The organism is Sinosporangium siamense, from assembly GCF_016863435.1.
GTDB lineage: Bacteria > Actinomycetota > Actinomycetes > Streptosporangiales > Streptosporangiaceae > Sinosporangium > Sinosporangium siamense.
The window spans coordinates 60,571-79,155 of sequence record NZ_BOOW01000057.1; the positions used below are offsets into that span (position 1 = coordinate 60,571).

An 18,585-nucleotide genomic window follows, 5' to 3' on the forward strand; every position below is an offset into this window, starting at 1 on the left:
ATGCGATCTCGCAGATTGGCCACGACGGCCGTGGCGACCGTTTCGGCTCTCGCCGTACTGGCCGTTCCAGGTCATGCGGCGGGTACGCCGAAGGCGGAGGCTCAGCCGATTTCCTGGGGGGCGTGCGAGGACGTGCCGCAGCAGGCCACCGGCCTGGAGTGCGGCACGCTGACCGTGCCGCTCGACCACGACAAACCCGGCGGCGACACCGTCGGCCTCCCGCTCATCCGGGCCAAGGCCACCGGCGACAAGGCGGGCTCTCTGCTGATGCACCTAGGCGGCACCGGCGCTCACCGTGCGGCCTTCGCACAGTCGCACTCGGCGTATGCCGCGCTGCGCACCCGCTATGACCTCATCGCCTACGACCAGCGCGGTTCCGGCGGTGACACACAGGTGAAATGCGGCTCCGACCGCGACATCGACCGTCGCTACTCCCTGACCGCCGGTCTCAAACGAGCCGCGGAACACGCGCGGTTCTTCCAGGAGGTAGCGCGTTACACGAGCGCCTGCGCGAAAAACTCCGGGCGAGTCCTGCCTCATCTAGGCACGGCCGAAAACGCCAGAGACCTCGAGCAGCTGCGCAAGGCACTCGGGGAGGAGAAGCTCAATTACTACGGCGTCTCCTTCGGCAGTGCCGTCGGCGGCGTTTACGCCACGCTCTTTCCCCAGCGTGTCGGCCGCATGGTGATGGACGCCGCACTCGACCCCCGGCAGACCCCGACCGACGTGGCCAGGAACACCACAGCGGAAATGCAGCGCACCTACGAGAAGTTCCTCGCTGGGTGCGTCAAGGACGGCTGCGACCTCGGCAAGACCGCCAAGGCGGCCGACAAGACCGTCCAAGGGCTCGTGCGGAAACTCAAACACTCCCCGCTGAAGGTCGGAAACCGCACGCTCACCCCCGCCCTGGCCGTCAACGCCCTGGTCCTGAGCTCGGCCTCGCAACTATGGGGCGAAGTGGAGGCGGCTCTGGCCCTGGCCCTCAAGGGCGACGGCGCAGCCATGCTGCAACTGGCCGACGCCATCACCGGCCGCGACACCGCGGGCGTCTACGGCCCCGGCGGAGCCGCGGGTGCGATGGCCGGCGACGGCACCTACTGTCGCGACCGGGTAAGGGAGACCCGGCGGGGCGTCGTGCGTGCCGACGCCGAACTCACACGCATCTCCCCGCTGTTCGGCCCCCTGGCGGTCTTCAGCGGCGTGAGCAACTCGGTGATCGCGGCCTGCGCCCTCTGGCCCGTCCCTGACAACCCCGAGGGCCGTACGGTGAACCACACCGGCGCCACTCCCATCGTCGTGCTCAACTCCACGGGCGACCGCGCCGCCCCGCCCCCCGGCGCGGCGGCCCTGGCCAAACAACTGAAAACCGCCGTGCGCGTGACCTACCAGGGCAGTCTGCACGGCGCCTATCCGGGCGGAGGTCCCTGCGTCGTCAATGCGGTGGAGGGTTATCTGCTGGGCGGCACACTGCCCGCCGACGGCGGCACGTGCCCGTCCGTCGAGTAGATCCGGCCGGTGCCCCGCTCCCAGGACTACACCTCGTGGTCTGACGAAGTGCCCTGGGGGCGGCCTGCGGGCTACTCCTTTGTAGGTAGCCGTGATTCGTTCCCGGTGCCGACGATTCCAGGCCGTTCGCCGGGGAGGGTGGTGGTCTCCACTCTGAAAGGCATGTGAAATGGCACGTCGAGCAACGCTCTTGGCGTCATGCATATCGGCAGCCGCGGTGTTCACCTTCCTCCCCGCCCCGGCCTCCGCGAGTACGGCGAAAGCCGGCCCTGGGGCGATTTCCTGGGGAGCCTGCGATGACCTGCCGGCACGGACCCCGGATCTGGAATGCGGCACGTTGACCGTGCCGCTCGACCACGGCAAACCCGATGGCGACACCGTCGGCATCCCACTCGTCCGCGCGAAGGCCACCGGGAACAGAGCGGGCTCCCTGCTGATGCACTTCGGCGGCAACGGCGCCCACCGGTCGGAATTCGCGGCGGCCTACACCGCTCTGGCCTCGCTGCGCACCCGCTACGACATCGTCGCCTACGATCAGCGCGGTTCCGGCGGCGACAGTCAGGTGAAATGCGGCTCCGACCGCGCCGTCGACCGTCTTTACTCCCTCACCGCCGGCCTGAAGCGCGCCTCGGAACGTCGGCGCTTCTTCCAGGAGGCCGAGGCATTCACCCAAGCCTGCGCGAAGAACTCCGGGCGCATCCTCCCGCACCTCGGCGCGGCCGAGAACGCCAGGGACATCGAGCGCCTGCGCGCCGCACTCGGCGACGAGAAACTCAATTACTACGGCTTGTCCTTCGGCAGCGTGGTCGGCGGCGTATATGCCACGCTCTACCCCGGGAAGGTCGGCCGCATGGTGCTGGACGCCCCCCTGGACACCCACCAGACCCCGGCCGACCTGGCGAAGAACAGCGTGCGCTATGTGCAGCAGACCTACGAGCAGTTCCTCGCCGCGTGCGTCAAAGGCGGCTGCGACCTCGGCAAAACCACTAAAGCGGCCAACCACACCGTCGAAAGGCTCGTGAAAAGGCTCAAGCACACCCCGCTGAAGGTCGGAAACCGCGAACTCGGCTCCGTCCTGGCGGTCAACGGCCTGGGCCAGATGGCCGTCCCCGGGTTGTGGGCCGAGGTGGAGTCCGCGCTGGCCTCGGCCGTCAAGGGCGACGGCCGGGCTCTCCTGCGCCTGGCCGACGCCGCCGTCGGCCGTACGGACAACGGCGTCTACAGCCCATACGGCGGAGCCAGAAGCCTGATGGCCAGCATCGGCACCTACTGCCATGACCGGGGCAGGGAGACGCCGAAGGGCCTCGTGCGCGTCGACGCCGAACTCACGCGGATCTCCCCGCTCTTCGGCCCCCTCGCGGTGTTCAGCGCGCCGAACAACTCCTCGGTCGCGGCCTGCGCCTTCTGGCCCGTGCCCGCCGGCACCGAGGGCCGCACGGTCGATCACACCGGCACGACCCCCATCGTCGTGGTCGACTCGACCGGCGACGTCGTGGCGCCACCCTCCGGCGCGGCCCTCATGGCGGCGCGGCTGCGAACCGCCGTTCGCGTGACCTACCAGGGCACCGCGCACGGCGCCTACGTTGCCGGGATCCCCTGCGTCGCCGACGCCGTCGAGGGCTACCTGCTCAAGGGCATCCTGCCCGCTGACGGCTCCACGTGCCCACCTGTCTGACGACGTTCACGCGGCCGGATCGCGCCCGTCGCCTATGCGATTCCGGCCGCAAAACGCTATCCCGGCTCGACGGATATGCGGACTGATTCTCGTGAGGAGGAGCGCCGCCACGTCCCCCTCGCCAGGACGTGGCAGCGCGGCCCAGGGTGTCCACTCGCGAGATGTTTGCTCCGCGAAATCTGATTTGAACACACCGGTGCCATCCACGTCATGGACAGCGCGTGTGCGCCGCATAATCGTTATGACCTGCAAAAACGGCTATCCGTGAGGTCTAGGCGCAATTACCGATGTGCGTATCTCCCCGGGAGCCTTGGAATTCGCGCGAGCCTTTCAAACCGAAGAACATCGGCAAAGCATGCGCTACTACGTTCCCGAGTAATTGTCCGGGATAAAAGTACGGCTCAGCCGTGTGTGACGTACTTCCGCGGCCGCAGCGCGTGAGCGCGCAGAGCGGCGAGAGCGGCACTCCGCCCGACCGGTGTGAGGAGGGTCAGGCCGTCGTGGACCACGAGCATGCCAAGGGCGTCGAGCCGCCCCATTAGGGACGTCAGGGAAGGGGCCACGTCGGCGCAGACCTCCCAGGACCCCTCGTCGAGGTCGACGACGTCGGCGACCCGGCCCGCAAGGGTGGCGTCGGTGAAACCGTTGCCCTCGGCAAGCAGCATCAGCCCCGCCTCCTGGGCGGCCACCTCAAGGTCGGACCTCGCGGAGCCGAGAAGCAGACCCGTGACACTGTGCCAGAGCGACTCGCGGTCGGTCAGCAGCCGTGCCCCCAAGGGGGTGAGCTCCAGGACGCGCCCGTTGCGCGTCAGCGCGCCGAGGTCGGTGCGGGCCAGGTGGGCGAGCGCGCCCACGTCGTGCCGCGCGCCGAACTCATGCGCCGCCGCGGCCGTGACCGAACGGGCCGGGCGGTGCTCGCGGGTGAGGGGGAGCCCCTCCCGGCTCGCCCGGTCCAGCAGCCACGTCAGCGGAGGCACGGGGTCGCCGTCCGGCACAGGGATCGGGGCGTGCAGCCGCACCTCGAACGGCTGGGCCAGCTCACGGCGGGCGCTGCCTCTGCCGAGCACCCAGCGGTTGAGGCGCTCGCCGTGCACACGGTGCAGCCAGCTGTCGTGGCCGAGTTCGGGCCGCGTCTCGGTGAGCCAGCGGCGGGTGAGGGCCTCGCGGCGCCGCTTCCACGCGGGTGAGCCGGGCTGCAGCTCGCCGGAGACGATGGCGAGTTCGAGGGCGGCCGAGCAGGCGACGTGAGCGCCGTGCTCCTCCGGGCCCATGATCGAACTCCACCCCAGGTCGGGGATGTCGGGGGGAAGCACCCCGGTGGCGTCGAGCGCCGCCTGGTAGGCGGCGGTGCCCGCGTCCTCCCCCTCCTCGGCGTAGGCCCGCAGGATGCGCGCGGTGGTCGGCGCCGCGCACAGCGCCGCATAACGCGCCATGCCGCCGAGCGTGAACAACAGGCCGAGGGCACGTGCGACGGCGACCTGGTCGCCTCCCACCTTCAACGGCAGCGTGAACCAGAGGAATTCGCACACGTCGAGCTGAGTGATCGACTCCAGGGGATCCCCACCGGTGAGCCACTCGACGGCGGTGGTGGCGTCGTCGACGACATCCGGCTCGAAACGCTCTAGCTCTAGGAGCAGCGCGGCGACGTCTGGTGCAGGCATGCCTCGCAGTCTGCCGTACAGGACCCGGCTCTGACGATGACCGAAAGTCAGCGGAATGGGCTCTTCCACGGCGTCTACCTTACGAATCCACACGTAAGCAGGTCGTATGAGGCGTCAGATCCACAGCTTCTTCAGCAACATTCGGGCATACCACTCGTCGTAGGGGATGGTTTCGGCGCTCAGCACGGGCGCGAGGTACCAGAAGTTGACCAGCGCCAACAGCGCCAGCGCCCCCACCGCCGCCGCGCCGAGCACCCGCCGCCTGGACGGGGCCGTGGCCGGGCCGATCATCAGCCCCGCGGTGAGCACGATCGCCAAGATCATGAACGGCACCATGGGGATCGCGTAGAACAGGAACATAGTGCGGTTGTTGAAGACCGCGAAGTAGAACCACGGCACCCATCCCGCGAGGTAGCCAAGCAGCACCGCGCCGGCCCGCCAGTCGCGCGACGAGAAATACCAGACGATCATCGCGATCAGCGCGGCCACACCGGCGTACCAGATCACCGGGGTGCCCACCCCGAGGACCGCCTCCGAGCAGCCCTTGGCGCCGCAGGCGTTCTGCTTGCCCTCGTAGAAGAAGGCGACCGGGCGCAGGAGCAGCGGCCAGTCCCACGGCTCGGACTGGTAGGGGTGTTCGGCCGTCAGCCCGGAGTGGAAGTTGAGCACGCCGAAGTGGTAGTTGATCCACGAGCGCAGCGAGTCGAAGACGAAGTAGACCGGTCCCGCCGACGTCGCCTGGCCCCAGTTGCGGCCGTAACCGCCCTCGGTGACGAACCATCCGGTCCAGCTCAGCAGATAGGTCAGGCCGGGCAGTGCGGCCAGGGCCACCAGTGCCCCCGGCATGTCCTTCTCCAGGGCCCCGCGGTACGGCTTGCGCAGGCCGAGCGCCCGCCTCGCCCCCGCGTCCCACATGAGCGACATCACCACGAAGGCGAGGAGGAAGTAGACCGCGCTCCACTTGACCGCGAGCGCCGCGCCGAGGCACGCGCCGGCGGCGAGCCGCCACGGCCGCCACCCGAGGCTTGGGCCCCTGCCGCTGAGGGGGGAGGCCTCATACCAGTCCACGAGCCGGGTCCTGGCCTGGTCGCGGTCGACCACGAGACAGGCGAAGCCGGCCAGCACGAAGAACATCAGGAAGATGTCGAGCAGGGCGGTGCGGGACAGGACGAAGTGGAGCCCGTCCAGCGCGAGCAGGAAGCCGGCCAGGCAGCCGAGCAGCGTGGAGCGGGTCATCCGGCGCGCGAGGCGGGCCAGGATCAGGATCGACAACACCCCGATGACCGCCGCGGCGAAGCGCCAGCCAAAGGGGTTGGCGCCGAACAGCCACTCACCCGCGCCGATCATCCACTTGCCCAGGGGAGGATGCACCACGAAAGAGGCGCATTTATCCACTTCCGTCGGCGAGCACTGTTGCCAGATCTCGCTGTTCCCCTGCATCAGCAACTTGTCGGCGTCTTTGATCGCATGGCGCTCGGTGCCGAATGTGATCAAGGACAGGCCGTCTTTGGCGTAGTACGTCTCGTCGAAGACGACCGAATTCGGCCGCCCCAGATGATCAAAACGGAGAAAGGCGCCGAACGCCGCGACCAATATCGGCCCCAGCCATCCCCACAATCTGCCGGAAGGCATGGGCGGGACCAGCCTGGCGCGCATCGAGTCCGTCGCGATCGGCATCGGCTCTGCTTCCGGCTGCGTGGGGGCCTGGTTTTGAGAATCGGTCACGGCCACCCGGACATCGTACGGGCCCCTCACGAAAGCAGCCCTGGAAAACACGGCAAATGGGAGAGTTCCCCGCCCCAGACGTGGCCATCGCCATGCGCTTCCCAACAAGGGCGTACGGAAGGATGGAGGGGTGACAGAAGGCAGATTGGTCCTGGCAGGTGCGCCCATTGGACAAGCCGGGGACGCCTCTCCGCGGCTCCGCCAGGCATTGGAGAGCGCCCAGGTGATCGCGGCCGAGGACACCCGCCGCCTGCGCCGGCTGGCATCCGACATCGGCGCGGTCCTGGGCGGGCGGATCGTGTCCTACTACGACGCCAACGAGGCCGGCCGCGCCGCCGAACTCCTCGAAGCCCTCCAGCAGGGCGACACCGTCCTCGTGATCACCGACGCGGGCATGCCGGGCGTGTCCGACCCCGGTTATCGCCTGACCCACCTCGCCGTCGAGGCCGGCATCCCCGTCACCGCCCTCCCCGGCCCGTCCGCCGTCACCACCGCGCTCGCCGTCTCCGGGATGCCGAGCGACCGGTTCTGCTTCGAGGGTTTCCCTCCGCGCAAACCGGCCGACCGCGCTCGCAGGCTCACCGCGCTCGCCGACGAGGAACGCACCATGGTGTTCTTCGAGGCCCCGCACCGGCTGGCCGCGTCCCTCGCGGCCATGGCCACGGCCTTCGGCGCCACCCGGCAGGCCGCCGTGTGCCGTGAGCTGACCAAGACCTACGAGGAGATCCGCCGCGGGCCCCTCGCCGACCTGGCCGCTTGGGCGGAGGGCGGGGTAAAGGGGGAGATCACGGTTGTGGTCGCCGGACATGTGCCCGAGCCGGTGACCGCCGACCTGCCCACGCTCGCCGCGGAGGTGGCCCGGCGTGAGGCGGCGGGCATTCCCCGCAAACAGGCCATCGCCGAGGTCGCCAAGTCGGCGGGCATTCCCAAGCGGGAGCTTTACGACGCTGTGCATCGGTGAGCCTGTCACCGTGGCATGAAGATGCCGGGGTGACGGCCGTCACAGTCGCGGGATATATGTGGCGGTCCGAAGGGGCCCGAGGCGGTTACGGTGGCCGGATTTACCTTTCGGTCCGGAGGGGCTGAAGGCGGTCACGGTGGCGGGATTTACCTGTCGGTCCGAAGGGGCCGGAGGCGGTCACGGTGGCGGGTCATGCGGGGCGCGCTCTCGTGGGAGCGTGCCCCGCGGCTCACTTTCCGGTGGCCTCGACCTGAGGGGTGGCTTCGGCCTGGGGGGCGTCCTTGGCCTGGGTGCTCTTGGTCGTGCGGGGGAGGCGGAGGAGGCGCAGCGCCCAGGTCGCGCGGCCTCCGTGCCGCAGGGTCACCGCCGCCGCCACGCAGGCCAGGGGGACGGCGGGCAGCAGGTAGCGGTAGTCGAACTCGGCCATGGCGGCCGGGGCCAGGAGCAGGCCGACCGCCGCGAGCCAGGGGAGCAGCACCGGCCCGCCGAGTCCACGCCAACGTACGGCTACGCCGTACAGGCCGATGAGCAGGATGCCGCCGAGCATGATGCCGCGCAGGTAGAAGACATCCTGGTAGAAGCGCATGATGTCGGCCCACGGCTTGGTGACGCGCGTGCTCGGGGATCCTTGCTCGTAGGCGAAGGCGTCGGTGTCGGCCCACCCCTTGTAGGTCGGCCAGTTCCTGAGCGGCACCACCCGCACTCGATCTTCGGAGTCGGGGGCGGGGAACTCATACAGGTTGAAGGTGTTGGGATCGGGGAAGACCGGGCGACCCCAGTGGAAGGAGCGGAAGAAGTCGCGGGCCACCACGCCGAGGTAGTCGAGTGGCTGCGACGTGATCGCCTCGCGGGCGAACTTGCTGCCCGCGTCGTTGTTGAGCTCCCTGAACTTGCCAGGACCGAAGCGGTGCAGCACCTCACCCCAGCCGTAACCCCACAGATACCACTGCGAGTACGGCTTGCGCTTCTCGGCGGGCTCCTGCACGCACAGCGGGATCGTGTCCGGCTCGAGCTTCATCTTGTTGCAGTCGGCGAAGACCGACGTGCGCATGTAGAGGATGAGACCGTCGCTGTTGGTCATGGCGAACTTGCCGTAGGCGCTGTTGAACCACATCATGTACGCCACCACGGGGATGGCGGTGGCGGTCACCACGGCGGTGACGGGCCGCCAGCCGGCGCGCTTCATCAGCAGGTAGACCACGACGAGGCCCAGGATGGCCAGGCCGATCGAGCGGGTCAGCGCCGTGAGGGCGAGCAGCAGGCCCACGGTGACGCCCGTCTTCCACGTCATGCGCCGCTTCCACAACACGAGCGTGATGACGATCATGACCAGCAGGGTGAACATCGTGTCCGACATCACGAGCTGCTCAAGCTGGATCTGGTAGGCGTCGAAGAGCACCGGCACCGCGGCCAACGTGGCTCCCCAGCCTGGAAGATCAAAACGTTTGACCAACAATGCGTAAACGAGCACGGCGGTCGCCAGGCCCATCAGGTGTTGAAGAAACACCACGAGGGTAAAGCTGTGGAACGGCTCCAAAATCAGGAGGAGGAAGCCATAGCCGTTGGGCCGGATCGGGTGAGGCCGCTCCGGGTGGAGGGCCACTGAGACATACTCGTAAGAGTCGTTGAACCACAGTGCGGGACCGAAGCCCAGCATGGTCATAAGGCGCAGCGCGGAACCAAGTGCCATGGCCACCACGAAGACGCGATGCCGCAGCAGCCAGGACGCCAATCGCGCCCTTTTTGACTGTCGGGCCACGTCGATCCGTGGCGGGTCAGCAACGCCAAGCATGAACAACAGCATGCCAGGCGTTTGGCGGTCTTGACCCGAGCACGGTGCGTCATTCGGCATCATGGGTTGGGCTGACATGTGGCTGAAGTGAAGGGCCTAGACGTGGAACTGACCGTGGTCATGCCCTGCCTTAACGAGGCGGAGACCGTGGAAACCTGTGTGCGCAAGGCTCTGGCCTGCATGCGGGAGCACGGAATCGACGGCGAGGTGGTCATCGCTGACAACGGCAGCACCGACGGCTCGCAGCAGCTCGCGCGCGACGCGGGCGCTCGGGTGGTGCACGTCGATGAGAAGGGATATGGCAACGCCCTGATGGGCGGCATCCGCGCGGCGCGCGGGCGCTACGTCATGATGGGTGACGCCGACGACTCATACGACTTCACCGGGCTTCTGCCGTTCGTCGAGCAGCTTCGCGACGGTGCCGACCTTGTGATGGGCAACCGATTCAAAGGCGGCATCGCGCCGGGGGCCATGCCTCCGCTCCACCGCTACCTCGGCAACCCCGTGCTGTCCTTCGTCGGCCGGCTCTTCTTCCCGTCCAAGATCGGCGACTTCCACTGCGGGCTGCGCGGTTTCCGGCGCGACTCGATCCTGAGACTGGGGCTCCAGACCGGCGGCATGGAGTTCGCGAGCGAGATGGTGGTCAAGTCCACCCTCCAGGGGCTCGACGTGCGCGAGGTGCCCACCACGCTCTCGCCCGACGGCCGCAGCCGCCCGCCCCACCTCCGCTCCTGGCGCGACGGCTGGCGCCACCTGCGCTTTCTGCTGCTTTACAGCCCGCGCTGGCTGTTCTTCATCCCCGGTCTCGCCCTCATGATCATCGGTCTGGTCGCGGGCACCGCGCTCACGTTCGGCCCCGTCATGGTCGGTGAGCTGGCCTTCGACGTCGACACCCTGGTCGGCGCCTCCGCCATGGTGGTGATCGGTTTCCAGGCGGTGCTGTTCGCCTTGTTCACCAAGGTCTACGCGGCGGAGGAGGGCTTCCTGCCGCCCGACCGCAGGGTCAAGCGGCTGGTCGACGTGATCACGCTGGAGAAGGGCCTCATCCTCGGCGGCCTGCTCGCCATCGCCGGCCTCGTCGGCCTTGTGGCCTCGCTCATGCACTGGGGCATCCGCAGCTTCGGCGAGCTCGACCCGCGCGAGTCCCTCCGCCTCGTCGTGCCGTCCGCCACCGCTCTGATCATGAGCTTCCAGACCATCTTCGCGGCCCTGTTCATCAGCATCCTCGGCATCCGCCGCACCCGCGAGACCCCTATCGACGTCGCCGCGTCCGCCGCCGAGGAGGCCGCTGAGGCCGTCAGCAAGGACACCTCCATGGCGAAGTCCGCGGATGACGCCGAGGAAGGCAGAATCGGGTCGAGGTGAGCCGCCAGGGCCCTTAGGCTTGCAGCATGTCCCAGCAGCACATCTTGACCGCCGTCGCGTGGCCCTATGCCAATGGCCCGCGCCACATCGGCCACGTCTCCGGATTCGGCGTGCCGTCCGACATCTTCAGCCGCTACCAGCGGATGGCGGGCAACAAGGTGCTGATGGTCAGCGGCACCGACGAGCACGGCACGCCCATCCAGGTGCAGGCCGACAAGGAGGGCCTGACCGCTCGCGAGCTCGCCGACCGCTACAACCGGGTCATCGCCGAGGACCTCACGGCCCTCGGCCTCTCCTACGATCTGTTCACCCGCACGACCACGCTCAACCATTACGCGGTCGCGCAGGAGATCTTCCTCGGGCTCTACAAGAACGGCTACATCTTCCCCAAGACCACGATGGGGGCCATCTCCCCGTCCACCGCCCGCACGCTGCCCGACCGCTACATCGAGGGCACCTGCCCCATCTGTGGTTACGACGGCGCCCGGGGCGACCAGTGTGACAACTGCGGCAATCAGCTCGACCCGATCGACCTGATCAACCCGGTGTCGCGCATCAACGGTGAGACGCCCATCTTCGTGGAGACCGAGCACTTCATGCTCGATCTGCCCGCCTTCGCCGAGGTGCTCGCCACCTATCTGCAGGGCAAGCAGGGCGACTGGCGGCCCAATGTCCTCAAGTTCGCCCTCAACCTCCTCGGCGACATCCAGCCCCGCGCGATCAGCCGCGACCTCGACTGGGGTGTGCCCATTCCGCTCGACGGGTGGCGCGACCGCGGCGACAAGCGGCTCTACGTGTGGTTCGACGCCGTCATCGGCTATCTGTCGGCCTCGATCGAGTGGGCCCGCCGCTCCGGCGACCCCGAGGCGTGGCGCAACTGGTGGCAAAACCCCGACGCCCGTGGTTACTACTTCATGGGCAAGGACAACATCGTCTTCCACGCCGAGATCTGGCCCGCCATGCTCCTCGGCTACAACGGCCAGGGTGCCAAAAACGGCACAGCCGGCTCCCTCGGCCGCCTCGACCTGCCGTCCGAGGTGGTGTCGAGCGAGTTCCTCACCATGGAGGGGCGCAAGTTCTCCTCCTCCCGCCAGGTCGTGATCTACGTCCGCGACTTCCTAGAGCGCTACGACGCCGACTCCCTGCGTTACTACATCGCCGTCGCCGGCCCCGAGACGCAGGACACCGACTTCACCTGGTCCGAATACCTCAACCGCAACAACGGCGAACTCGTCGCCGCGTGGGGCAACCTCGTCAACCGGTCCATCTCCATGGCGGCCAAGAACTTCGGCCGAGTCCCCGAGGCCCGGGACCTCACCGACGCCGACCGGGCCCTGCTCGACCGCTCCCGCGCCGCCTTCCCGGCCGTCGGCGCCGAGCTCGGCCGCTCCCGCTTCAAGAACGCCGTCACCGAGGCGTTCGAGGTCGTCCGCGACGCCAACCGCTATCTCGCCGAGCAGGAGCCCTGGAAGATCAAGGACGACCCCGAGCGGCAGGGGTCCATCCTCCACGTCGCCCTTCAGGTGGTCGACGACGCCAAGACGCTGCTCACGCCGTTCCTGCCTCAGTCTTCCAACAAGGTCTACACGATGCTCGGCGGCGAGGGTGTCTGGTCGGGCATGCCGGAGATCCAGGAGGTGGATGAGGAGGGGGGCTCGTCCTACCCGATCATCACCGGTGACTATCGGGACAACGCCCGGTGGGAGCATCGGCCGATCAAGGCGGGCATTCCTCTGGCGCCACCGGTCCGGCTGTTCACCAAGCTGGACCCCAAGATCGTCGACGAGGAGCTGGCCCGGTTGGGCGACGCCTGACGGGTTTTGTGGGCACCCTGGCGGGGTAATGGCATTGGTTTGGGGCCGGAGTCTGGTTCGGGGCATTCTGCGGGGCTTGGGCCGCTGTTACGCGAGGTCTTGCTGGGGGCTCGGCGTCTGGTCTAGGGCATTCTCGTGAGGTCTGGGGCCGGGGGCCTGCTTGCGTGGGGCTCGCCGGGGAGTGGTGCTTTTGGTCCGCCTCCGAAGGAGCCCCGCGTGGTCGAGAGGTCTTGACAGCCGGTGCTTGGGCAAGGCGCCTCGCTGGGGCGCACATGATCAGATTTTCCGTCATAGCTCTGTCCGGGCGCCAGTACAAAAGCGGGACGGACCGGCGCTTGCGGATGATCAGCGAGTGCTTCTGCTATCCGTGTAGTGCCACGGGCCGTATCGGTGGGCGGTCGGCAGCCCGGCCCCCGGCAGGTGTGCGGTCGCCGCAGTGTCGTCGAGGAGGCACGGGGGCGGTGCGGTGTGTGAGGAGTACGGCTGGCGCTAAGTTGATGCGGTGACTTCCGCACAGCTTCCGCACCCGCCGGCACCCCTGGCGGCTCCCGTGTTCGACAGCCACTGCCACCTCGACATCATGGTCGGCAACCGCCAAGCCTCGGCGGCCGACCCGGTGGCGCAGGCCGCACAGGCGTCGGCGGTGACCGTGGACGGCATCCTGCGAGAGGCCCGGGCCGTCGGCGTCACCCGGCTGGTCACGATCGGCTATGACCTGGCCTCGTCGCGCTGGGGGGCCGACGTGGCCACCCGCCACCAAGACGTCTACGCGGGCGTGGCGATCCACCCCAACGAGGCCCACGCGGCCACCCCCGAGGTGCTCGCGGAGATCGAGGAGATCGCCCGCGATCCGCAGGTGCGCGCCGTGGGGGAGACGGGGCTCGACTATTTCCGCGACTGGGCCACCAAGGAAGATCAGCACGCCAGCTTCCGGGCACACATCGAGATCGCCAAGCGCACCGGCAAGGCTCTCGTCATCCATGATCGCGACGCCCACGACGACGTGCTCCGGGTGTTGTCCGAGGAGGGGGCGCCCGATGTGGTGGTTTTCCACAGCTACTCCGGCGACGCGGAGATGGCGAAGCGATGCACGGCTGCCGGATATTTCATGTCTTTCTCCGGCCCGGTGACGTACAAGAACGCCAACTATCTTCGGGAAGCAGCTCAAGTCGCCCCTGCCGAGCTCATCCTGGTGGAGACCGACGCCCCCTACCTCCCACCTGTGCCTCACCGGGGGAAGCCCAACGCGCCATACCTCATCCCGTTGATCGTCCGCTGCCTTGCCGAGGTCAAGTCGGTCGACGTGGACAAGCTGTGCAACAGCATCAGCAGTAACGGCGAAACAGTCTTCGGCGCCTGGTGAGTTGATCGGCGGCGGGTTTTCGGGAGCACGTCACTCCGGTTCGGAGCGGCGCGTTGGTGTGTCGATGTGGACTTTCCAGCTCATCCCTGGCTCCGGCAGCGCCTGGAGCTTGCGCCCCGGGCTCGGGGAGCGGCTGAACTGATCGCCGCCCCGACGAGGAACAGCCGGGTCACGCGCTGCCCGGCTGGGGCGCCTGGTGGCGGCGGTCGGATGAGGTTCGCCGGCCCCCAGCTCACCGGGACCTGGGAAGGCCAAGCAGGCTTATGCCGTACCAGGCTGAGGTGGCCTTTGCCGTACTGCGTTGAGGGGGCTTGCGCCGTACTATGCGTGGGCCCCTGACGGGGCGCGAGACCGACCGGATGTACTCCGCCTGAGCAGGGTGGGCGATGCGGGACACTGGTGGGGTGATGTGGGGAGTGGGACTGTGAGTTTGCTGGGGCCGGTCGAGATCCGAAATCTGGCCAAAAAGCTTGATCTGCGACCGACCAAACGGCTGGGGCAGAACTTTGTGATCGACGGTGGCACCGTGCGGCGCATCGTCCGGGTGGCGGAGGTCGGCCAGGAGGACACGGTCATCGAGATCGGGCCGGGGCTCGGGTCGCTCACTCTGGCGTTGTTGCCCGAGGTGCGGCGCGTGATCGCGGTGGAGATCGACCCGATTCTGGCGGCCCAGCTGCCGGAGACCGTCGCCTCGCATGCCGGCCCCGATGCCGAACGCCTCACCGTCATCCACACCGACGCACTCCGGGTCACTCCCGCCGATCTTCCTTCCGAGGCGCAACCCACGGCATTGGTCGCGAACCTGCCGTACAACGTGTCCGTTCCGGTGGTCCTCCACCTTCTCGAAGTGCTTCCGACCCTGCAACGGGGTCTTGTCATGGTGCAATCTGAGGTGGCCGATCGTCTCGCCGCCGCTCCCGGCTCCAAGATCTACGGTGTGCCCTCCGCCAAGGCCGCCTGGTATGCCGACGTTCGCCGTGCCGGCCCTGTGGGGCGCACGGTTTTCTGGCCCATCCCCAACGTCGACTCCGGCCTCGTCTCACTTGTACGGCGCGAGCCCCCGGTCACCTCCGCCTCCCGTGAGGAGGTGTTCGCCGTCGTGGACGCGGCTTTCGCCCAGCGGCGCAAGACTTTGCGCGCTGCCCTGGCCTCGTGGGCGGGAAGCCCTGCCCAGGCTGAGGCGGCTCTGCGTAAAGCAGGGGTCGATCCCACGCTTCGAGGCGAGCAGTTGGGGATTGAGGACTTCGCCCGCATTGCGGAGAACCGCGCGGTGTGATTTACCGCAATGTAGTGATATCTGAGCAAAAAATATACTTACGTTTCCCTTGAAGGTTTGTGGGGATGAATTCCACGTAAGTGCTGGTCTGTATGGGGGCGACCAGCAATACGCCACCGGGGGGCTGGCATGAGCACGCACACTAGAGGCGGAGCGCGCAGCGCATGGGCAGCCGGCGGCACACTCTTCGCGGCAACGGTCCTGGTCGTCCTCGGTATCTGGAGCTTCTTCGTCGGGCTTGCGGCGATCCTCACAAGCCAGTTCTTCGTTGTGCTGCCGAACTATGTCTATGCCTTCAGCACCACTTCGTGGGGCTGGATCCACCTTGTGGTGGGCATTCTCCTCGTGATCGTCGGCATCTGCCTCTTCATGGGGCAGACCTGGGCGCGCGTGGCGGGCGTCATCCTGGCTTCGATCAGTGCGGTGCTGAACTTTCTTTTCATGCCGTACTATCCGCTGTGGTCAATTGTGCTGATCGCCGTAGACATCTTCGTCATCTGGGCATTGCTGACCGTCCGGCGAGAAGAGATCTCCTAGTTGACTTCCGGGGTGGGTCGGAGCGGCCGTGGTAGTGACCAGTTTTCGACCGTACGACGGGTGCCGCCGCCGCGACCTCGGCCACAATCCCCCTTCTCGATCTTGCAGGTGAGCGGAAGAGGCTCGCAGACATTCGCCGACGTGACTTGTCGATATGAATGTTCGGCGGCACATCGCGACGTCAGCAGTTGGACAGGCACGGTCGATCTGGCCTGTGCCGTACAGGTCACCTGCGGATGAGACGTCCGACGCCCTCGCGTCGTTTTTCTTGGTGATTGCCGTATCTCACCTGCTATGGAGGGATAGCAATAATCTGCCGTGCACGCACCGACCACGTTGCGCGCAAGCAGCCGGAAACCATGGCTGAGGCGCACAATGTGCACCCCACCCTGTGCTCCATCTCCGCGATAGTCGTGCCGCCACTGGCCATGGTGCCTGCCCGGAAGCGGTCGCGGCTGAGTCGCGTACGGCACAGCGATGTTGACGTCGGCCGACTGGGTGAGCAGGTCCGTCCGGTCATGGTCGAGGCGAGGCGCAGGGGACCCGCGTCATCGACGGTTCTGTCGCAGCGCCTAAGTGGAGCTCAGCGCGCGGGGTGGGGCTGGCAATCCCTGGGGTTCCTTCGTCATGTACATGGCGGGTGGGAGTGGTTCCGTCATTTGCCGAGAAGGTAGGAGTAGAGAGATCTCCCCTCTGCTCACCGTTATCGAGAAAAGCCATGTCGGATAAGTGCGTAATTCCCGAGCTGGGTGGTCTTCCCGCCGCAGTTATCCACAGGAGAAGGCCTCCCGGAGAGGCGTTTTTGAGTTATCCACAGATTGTGGAGCGGGGGCGCGAAAGCCGTGATCCAAAAGGCATCCTGGGCGTCGTTCAGCGACGAAGAGTCGGGAGGTCATGGTGAACGCGCATTTGCGTTTTCCGGTGGGGGGTGACGTCTGATGTGGGCGACGTTGAGTGGGGGCTTGCTCGCCGCGGTCGGCACCGTCGCAGGAGTATCGGACGCCGCCGCCGCGCAAACGGGCGTGGGGCGACCGTGTTACCGCGAGATCACCCTGTCGAGAGCAGCCCAGGCGGCACTCGCGACCTTGCCGAGGTGGAAAGCGTCCCGAGAAGAGATGCTCACGGCAGTGGCGGCGCTGAGTTCCTCCATCGGCCAAGGTGCTGAGGACACAGTCGCGCCACACGCCGTGAGGGACGACCGGTCCGCCCAGCGGGTGGTGCTGTCACTCCCGTCATGGGTGTGTGCCCAAGGAAAGGGGCTTCGCTGGGTTCCTTCCTCCGGAGTGCAATGGACCCGCTCCCAGGAGGTCCAAGTCCCTGACGATAACCCCGATCAGGAGACATCCATCCAAAACGACGAGGGGGAGTCTGCGGGCTCGCCATGGGCAGAGAAGGGCAAGGGCATGAGCACGACATTGACGGCATCCGGTGACGACCTCCCCCGGAGTGACGATCTTCCAGGCCAAGGGGACTCCGATCCGCTGCCCTCACCGGAAACCTCCCTGCCCGCCGAGCCCCGCGACCGGCCTTCACCACCATCCGACGATTGGCAGGGAGGTGGAGAGGGTGATGCCAGGTGGAATACCTGGCCCGGAAGCCGATCGGGTCAGGAGTCATGGCAGGGCGGACCCAACCGCGGCCGGTGGAGCGCCCGGCACAGCATGAACGACAACCGCGCCCCTCGCGGCACCCTAGATGAGCCGAAGACGTCCCGGTCAGAGGCGAACGGCTCAGAGTCCAAGGGAGGAGAAACGGACAGGTTCACACACGGGCCTGGGGCAGATGACTCCGCCTCCAAGGCTGGGCTGGACAGATTCGTATCACGGCCAGGCGCAGTCGGGTTCAGAGACGAGGGAGGCATGTCCGGGCCTGGAGGGTTTACATCCGTGCCTGGGACAAATGACTCCGCCCCCAGGGCAGGGACGGACAGGTTCAGGTCCGAACCTAGGGCAAATGGCTCCCCCACTTGGGCAGGGATGGACAGGTCCGCGTCCCAGCCGACCATGGTCAACCTCACTGCCCAGGCGGAGACGCACAGGTCCCTGCCCCAGCAAGAGACGAGTAGCTCCACCCCTAAGGCAAAGGACACCCCCGTTTCACGCTCGGGCACAGAGGACGGCTCCACGCAAGAAGAGCTCGTGCCCAAGACCAACTCAGACACGTTCGTGCCCGGCACCAGGCCGGTCGGCTCCGCGTCCCCACCCAGACTGGAAAGTTCCGCGTCCTCGACTAGGACAGCCGAATCCGTGCCCCGATCCGGAGCGCAATCGGGGGTGCCCCTAAAGCCCATCGGGGCAGCGGAGCCCGCTCGCCCCGGAGACCCCCTGACAAAATCCGAGCCCATTCCCCGCCCGAAGGACACGCCAGGACAGAGTGCTCACTCAACCCCTTCGGACCCCACACGCCCGTCAACCACCGAGACCAAGCGCGGCCAAAAAGCCGCCGAAGCCGCCTTGGATCAACTCGGCACGGCCTTCTCCTGGGGAGGCGGCTCCGCCACCGGCCCCACCCGAGGCATCGGCCGCGGCAGTGACACGGTCGGCTTCGACTGCTCAGGCTTGACCCTCCACGCCTGGGCCAAAGCCGGCGTCGAACTCGGCCACTACACGGGCACCCAGTTCCGCCAAGGCCGCCGAATCACCCTGGCCGACCTACAGGTGGGAGACCTCGTGTTCTTCGGCGGAGAGGACCGTGATCCCACCCATGTCGGCCTTTACATCGGGGAGGGCATCATGGTCCATGCTCCAAAGTCCGGCGAAGTAGTGAAGAAAACCAACTTCATGGACTCGTCCTACTACCGCCCCCGCTATCGAGGCGCCGTTCGCCCCTAGAACCTGCACACTTCCTCGCCCGTGGAACACGCGGCGGACACCACAAGGCCTACGCAAGGACAAGCGCCGTCGCAAGGCC

Annotated in this window: 12 protein-coding genes; 9 read left to right on the top strand and 3 right to left on the bottom strand. The window is 67.4% G+C overall.

Annotated features, from left to right (window positions below):
* Positions 1-1,506 (top strand): alpha/beta fold hydrolase, encoded by a 1,506-nt coding sequence (locus Ssi02_RS36880; RefSeq protein WP_204032933.1) that lies wholly within the window; start codon positions 1-3, stop codon positions 1,504-1,506.
* A gap of 169 nt (positions 1,507-1,675) precedes the next feature.
* On the top strand, positions 1,676-3,181 hold the full coding sequence (locus Ssi02_RS36885) for an alpha/beta hydrolase (RefSeq protein ID WP_204032935.1): 1,506 nt from the start codon (positions 1,676-1,678) through the stop codon (positions 3,179-3,181).
* Positions 3,182-3,582: 401 nt separating this feature from the next.
* Here the strand turns inward: Ssi02_RS36885 and Ssi02_RS36890 are convergent, their stop codons facing one another.
* Positions 3,583-4,842: a hypothetical protein gene (locus Ssi02_RS36890; RefSeq protein WP_204032938.1), complete on the bottom strand. Its 1,260-nt coding sequence runs from the start codon at positions 4,840-4,842 to the stop codon at positions 3,583-3,585.
* A gap of 114 nt (positions 4,843-4,956) precedes the next feature.
* Positions 4,957-6,519, bottom strand: coding sequence for a dolichyl-phosphate-mannose--protein mannosyltransferase (locus Ssi02_RS36895; protein WP_204032945.1), 1,563 nt, complete (start codon positions 6,517-6,519; stop codon positions 4,957-4,959).
* Positions 6,520-6,697: 178 nt separating this feature from the next.
* On the opposite strand from Ssi02_RS36895, the gene rsmI reads away from it, so the two are divergent.
* Complete coding sequence (gene rsmI / locus Ssi02_RS36900; protein ID WP_204032947.1) at positions 6,698-7,528, top strand: 16S rRNA (cytidine(1402)-2'-O)-methyltransferase; 831 nt, start codon at positions 6,698-6,700, stop codon at positions 7,526-7,528.
* 229 nt (positions 7,529-7,757) lie between these two features.
* Here the strand turns inward: rsmI and Ssi02_RS36905 are convergent, their stop codons facing one another.
* The gene (locus Ssi02_RS36905; protein WP_204032948.1) at positions 7,758-9,260 is read right to left on the bottom strand and encodes a hypothetical protein; all 1,503 of its coding nucleotides are present in this window, start codon (positions 9,258-9,260) and stop codon (positions 7,758-7,760) included.
* Positions 9,261-9,422: 162 nt separating this feature from the next.
* On the opposite strand from Ssi02_RS36905, the gene Ssi02_RS36910 reads away from it, so the two are divergent.
* From Ssi02_RS36910 to Ssi02_RS39165, 6 genes are all read left to right on the top strand, one after another.
* Positions 9,423-10,685, top strand: a complete 1,263-nt coding sequence (locus tag Ssi02_RS36910; protein WP_204032949.1) for a glycosyltransferase family 2 protein — start codon at positions 9,423-9,425, stop codon at positions 10,683-10,685.
* 26 nt (positions 10,686-10,711) lie between these two features.
* Entirely contained in the window at positions 10,712-12,499 is a 1,788-nt protein-coding gene (gene metG / locus Ssi02_RS36915) for a methionine--tRNA ligase (RefSeq protein WP_204032950.1), read from the top strand.
* Between the two features lie 502 nt (positions 12,500-13,001).
* Complete coding sequence (locus Ssi02_RS36920; RefSeq protein WP_204032951.1) at positions 13,002-13,862, top strand: TatD family hydrolase; 861 nt, start codon at positions 13,002-13,004, stop codon at positions 13,860-13,862.
* Positions 13,863-14,271: 409 nt separating this feature from the next.
* Positions 14,272-15,138 carry a 16S rRNA (adenine(1518)-N(6)/adenine(1519)-N(6))-dimethyltransferase RsmA gene (gene rsmA / locus Ssi02_RS36925; protein ID WP_373870262.1) on the top strand — a complete coding sequence of 289 codons (867 nt, stop codon included), beginning with the start codon at positions 14,272-14,274 and terminating at the stop codon, positions 15,136-15,138.
* Positions 15,139-15,267: 129 nt separating this feature from the next.
* Entirely contained in the window at positions 15,268-15,675 is a 408-nt protein-coding gene (locus tag Ssi02_RS36930; RefSeq protein ID WP_204032955.1) for a DUF7144 family membrane protein, read from the top strand.
* Between the two features lie 2,453 nt (positions 15,676-18,128).
* Positions 18,129-18,506: an NlpC/P60 family protein gene (locus tag Ssi02_RS39165; protein WP_239130356.1), complete on the top strand. Its 378-nt coding sequence runs from the start codon at positions 18,129-18,131 to the stop codon at positions 18,504-18,506.
* The last annotated feature ends 79 nt before the right edge of the window (positions 18,507-18,585 follow it).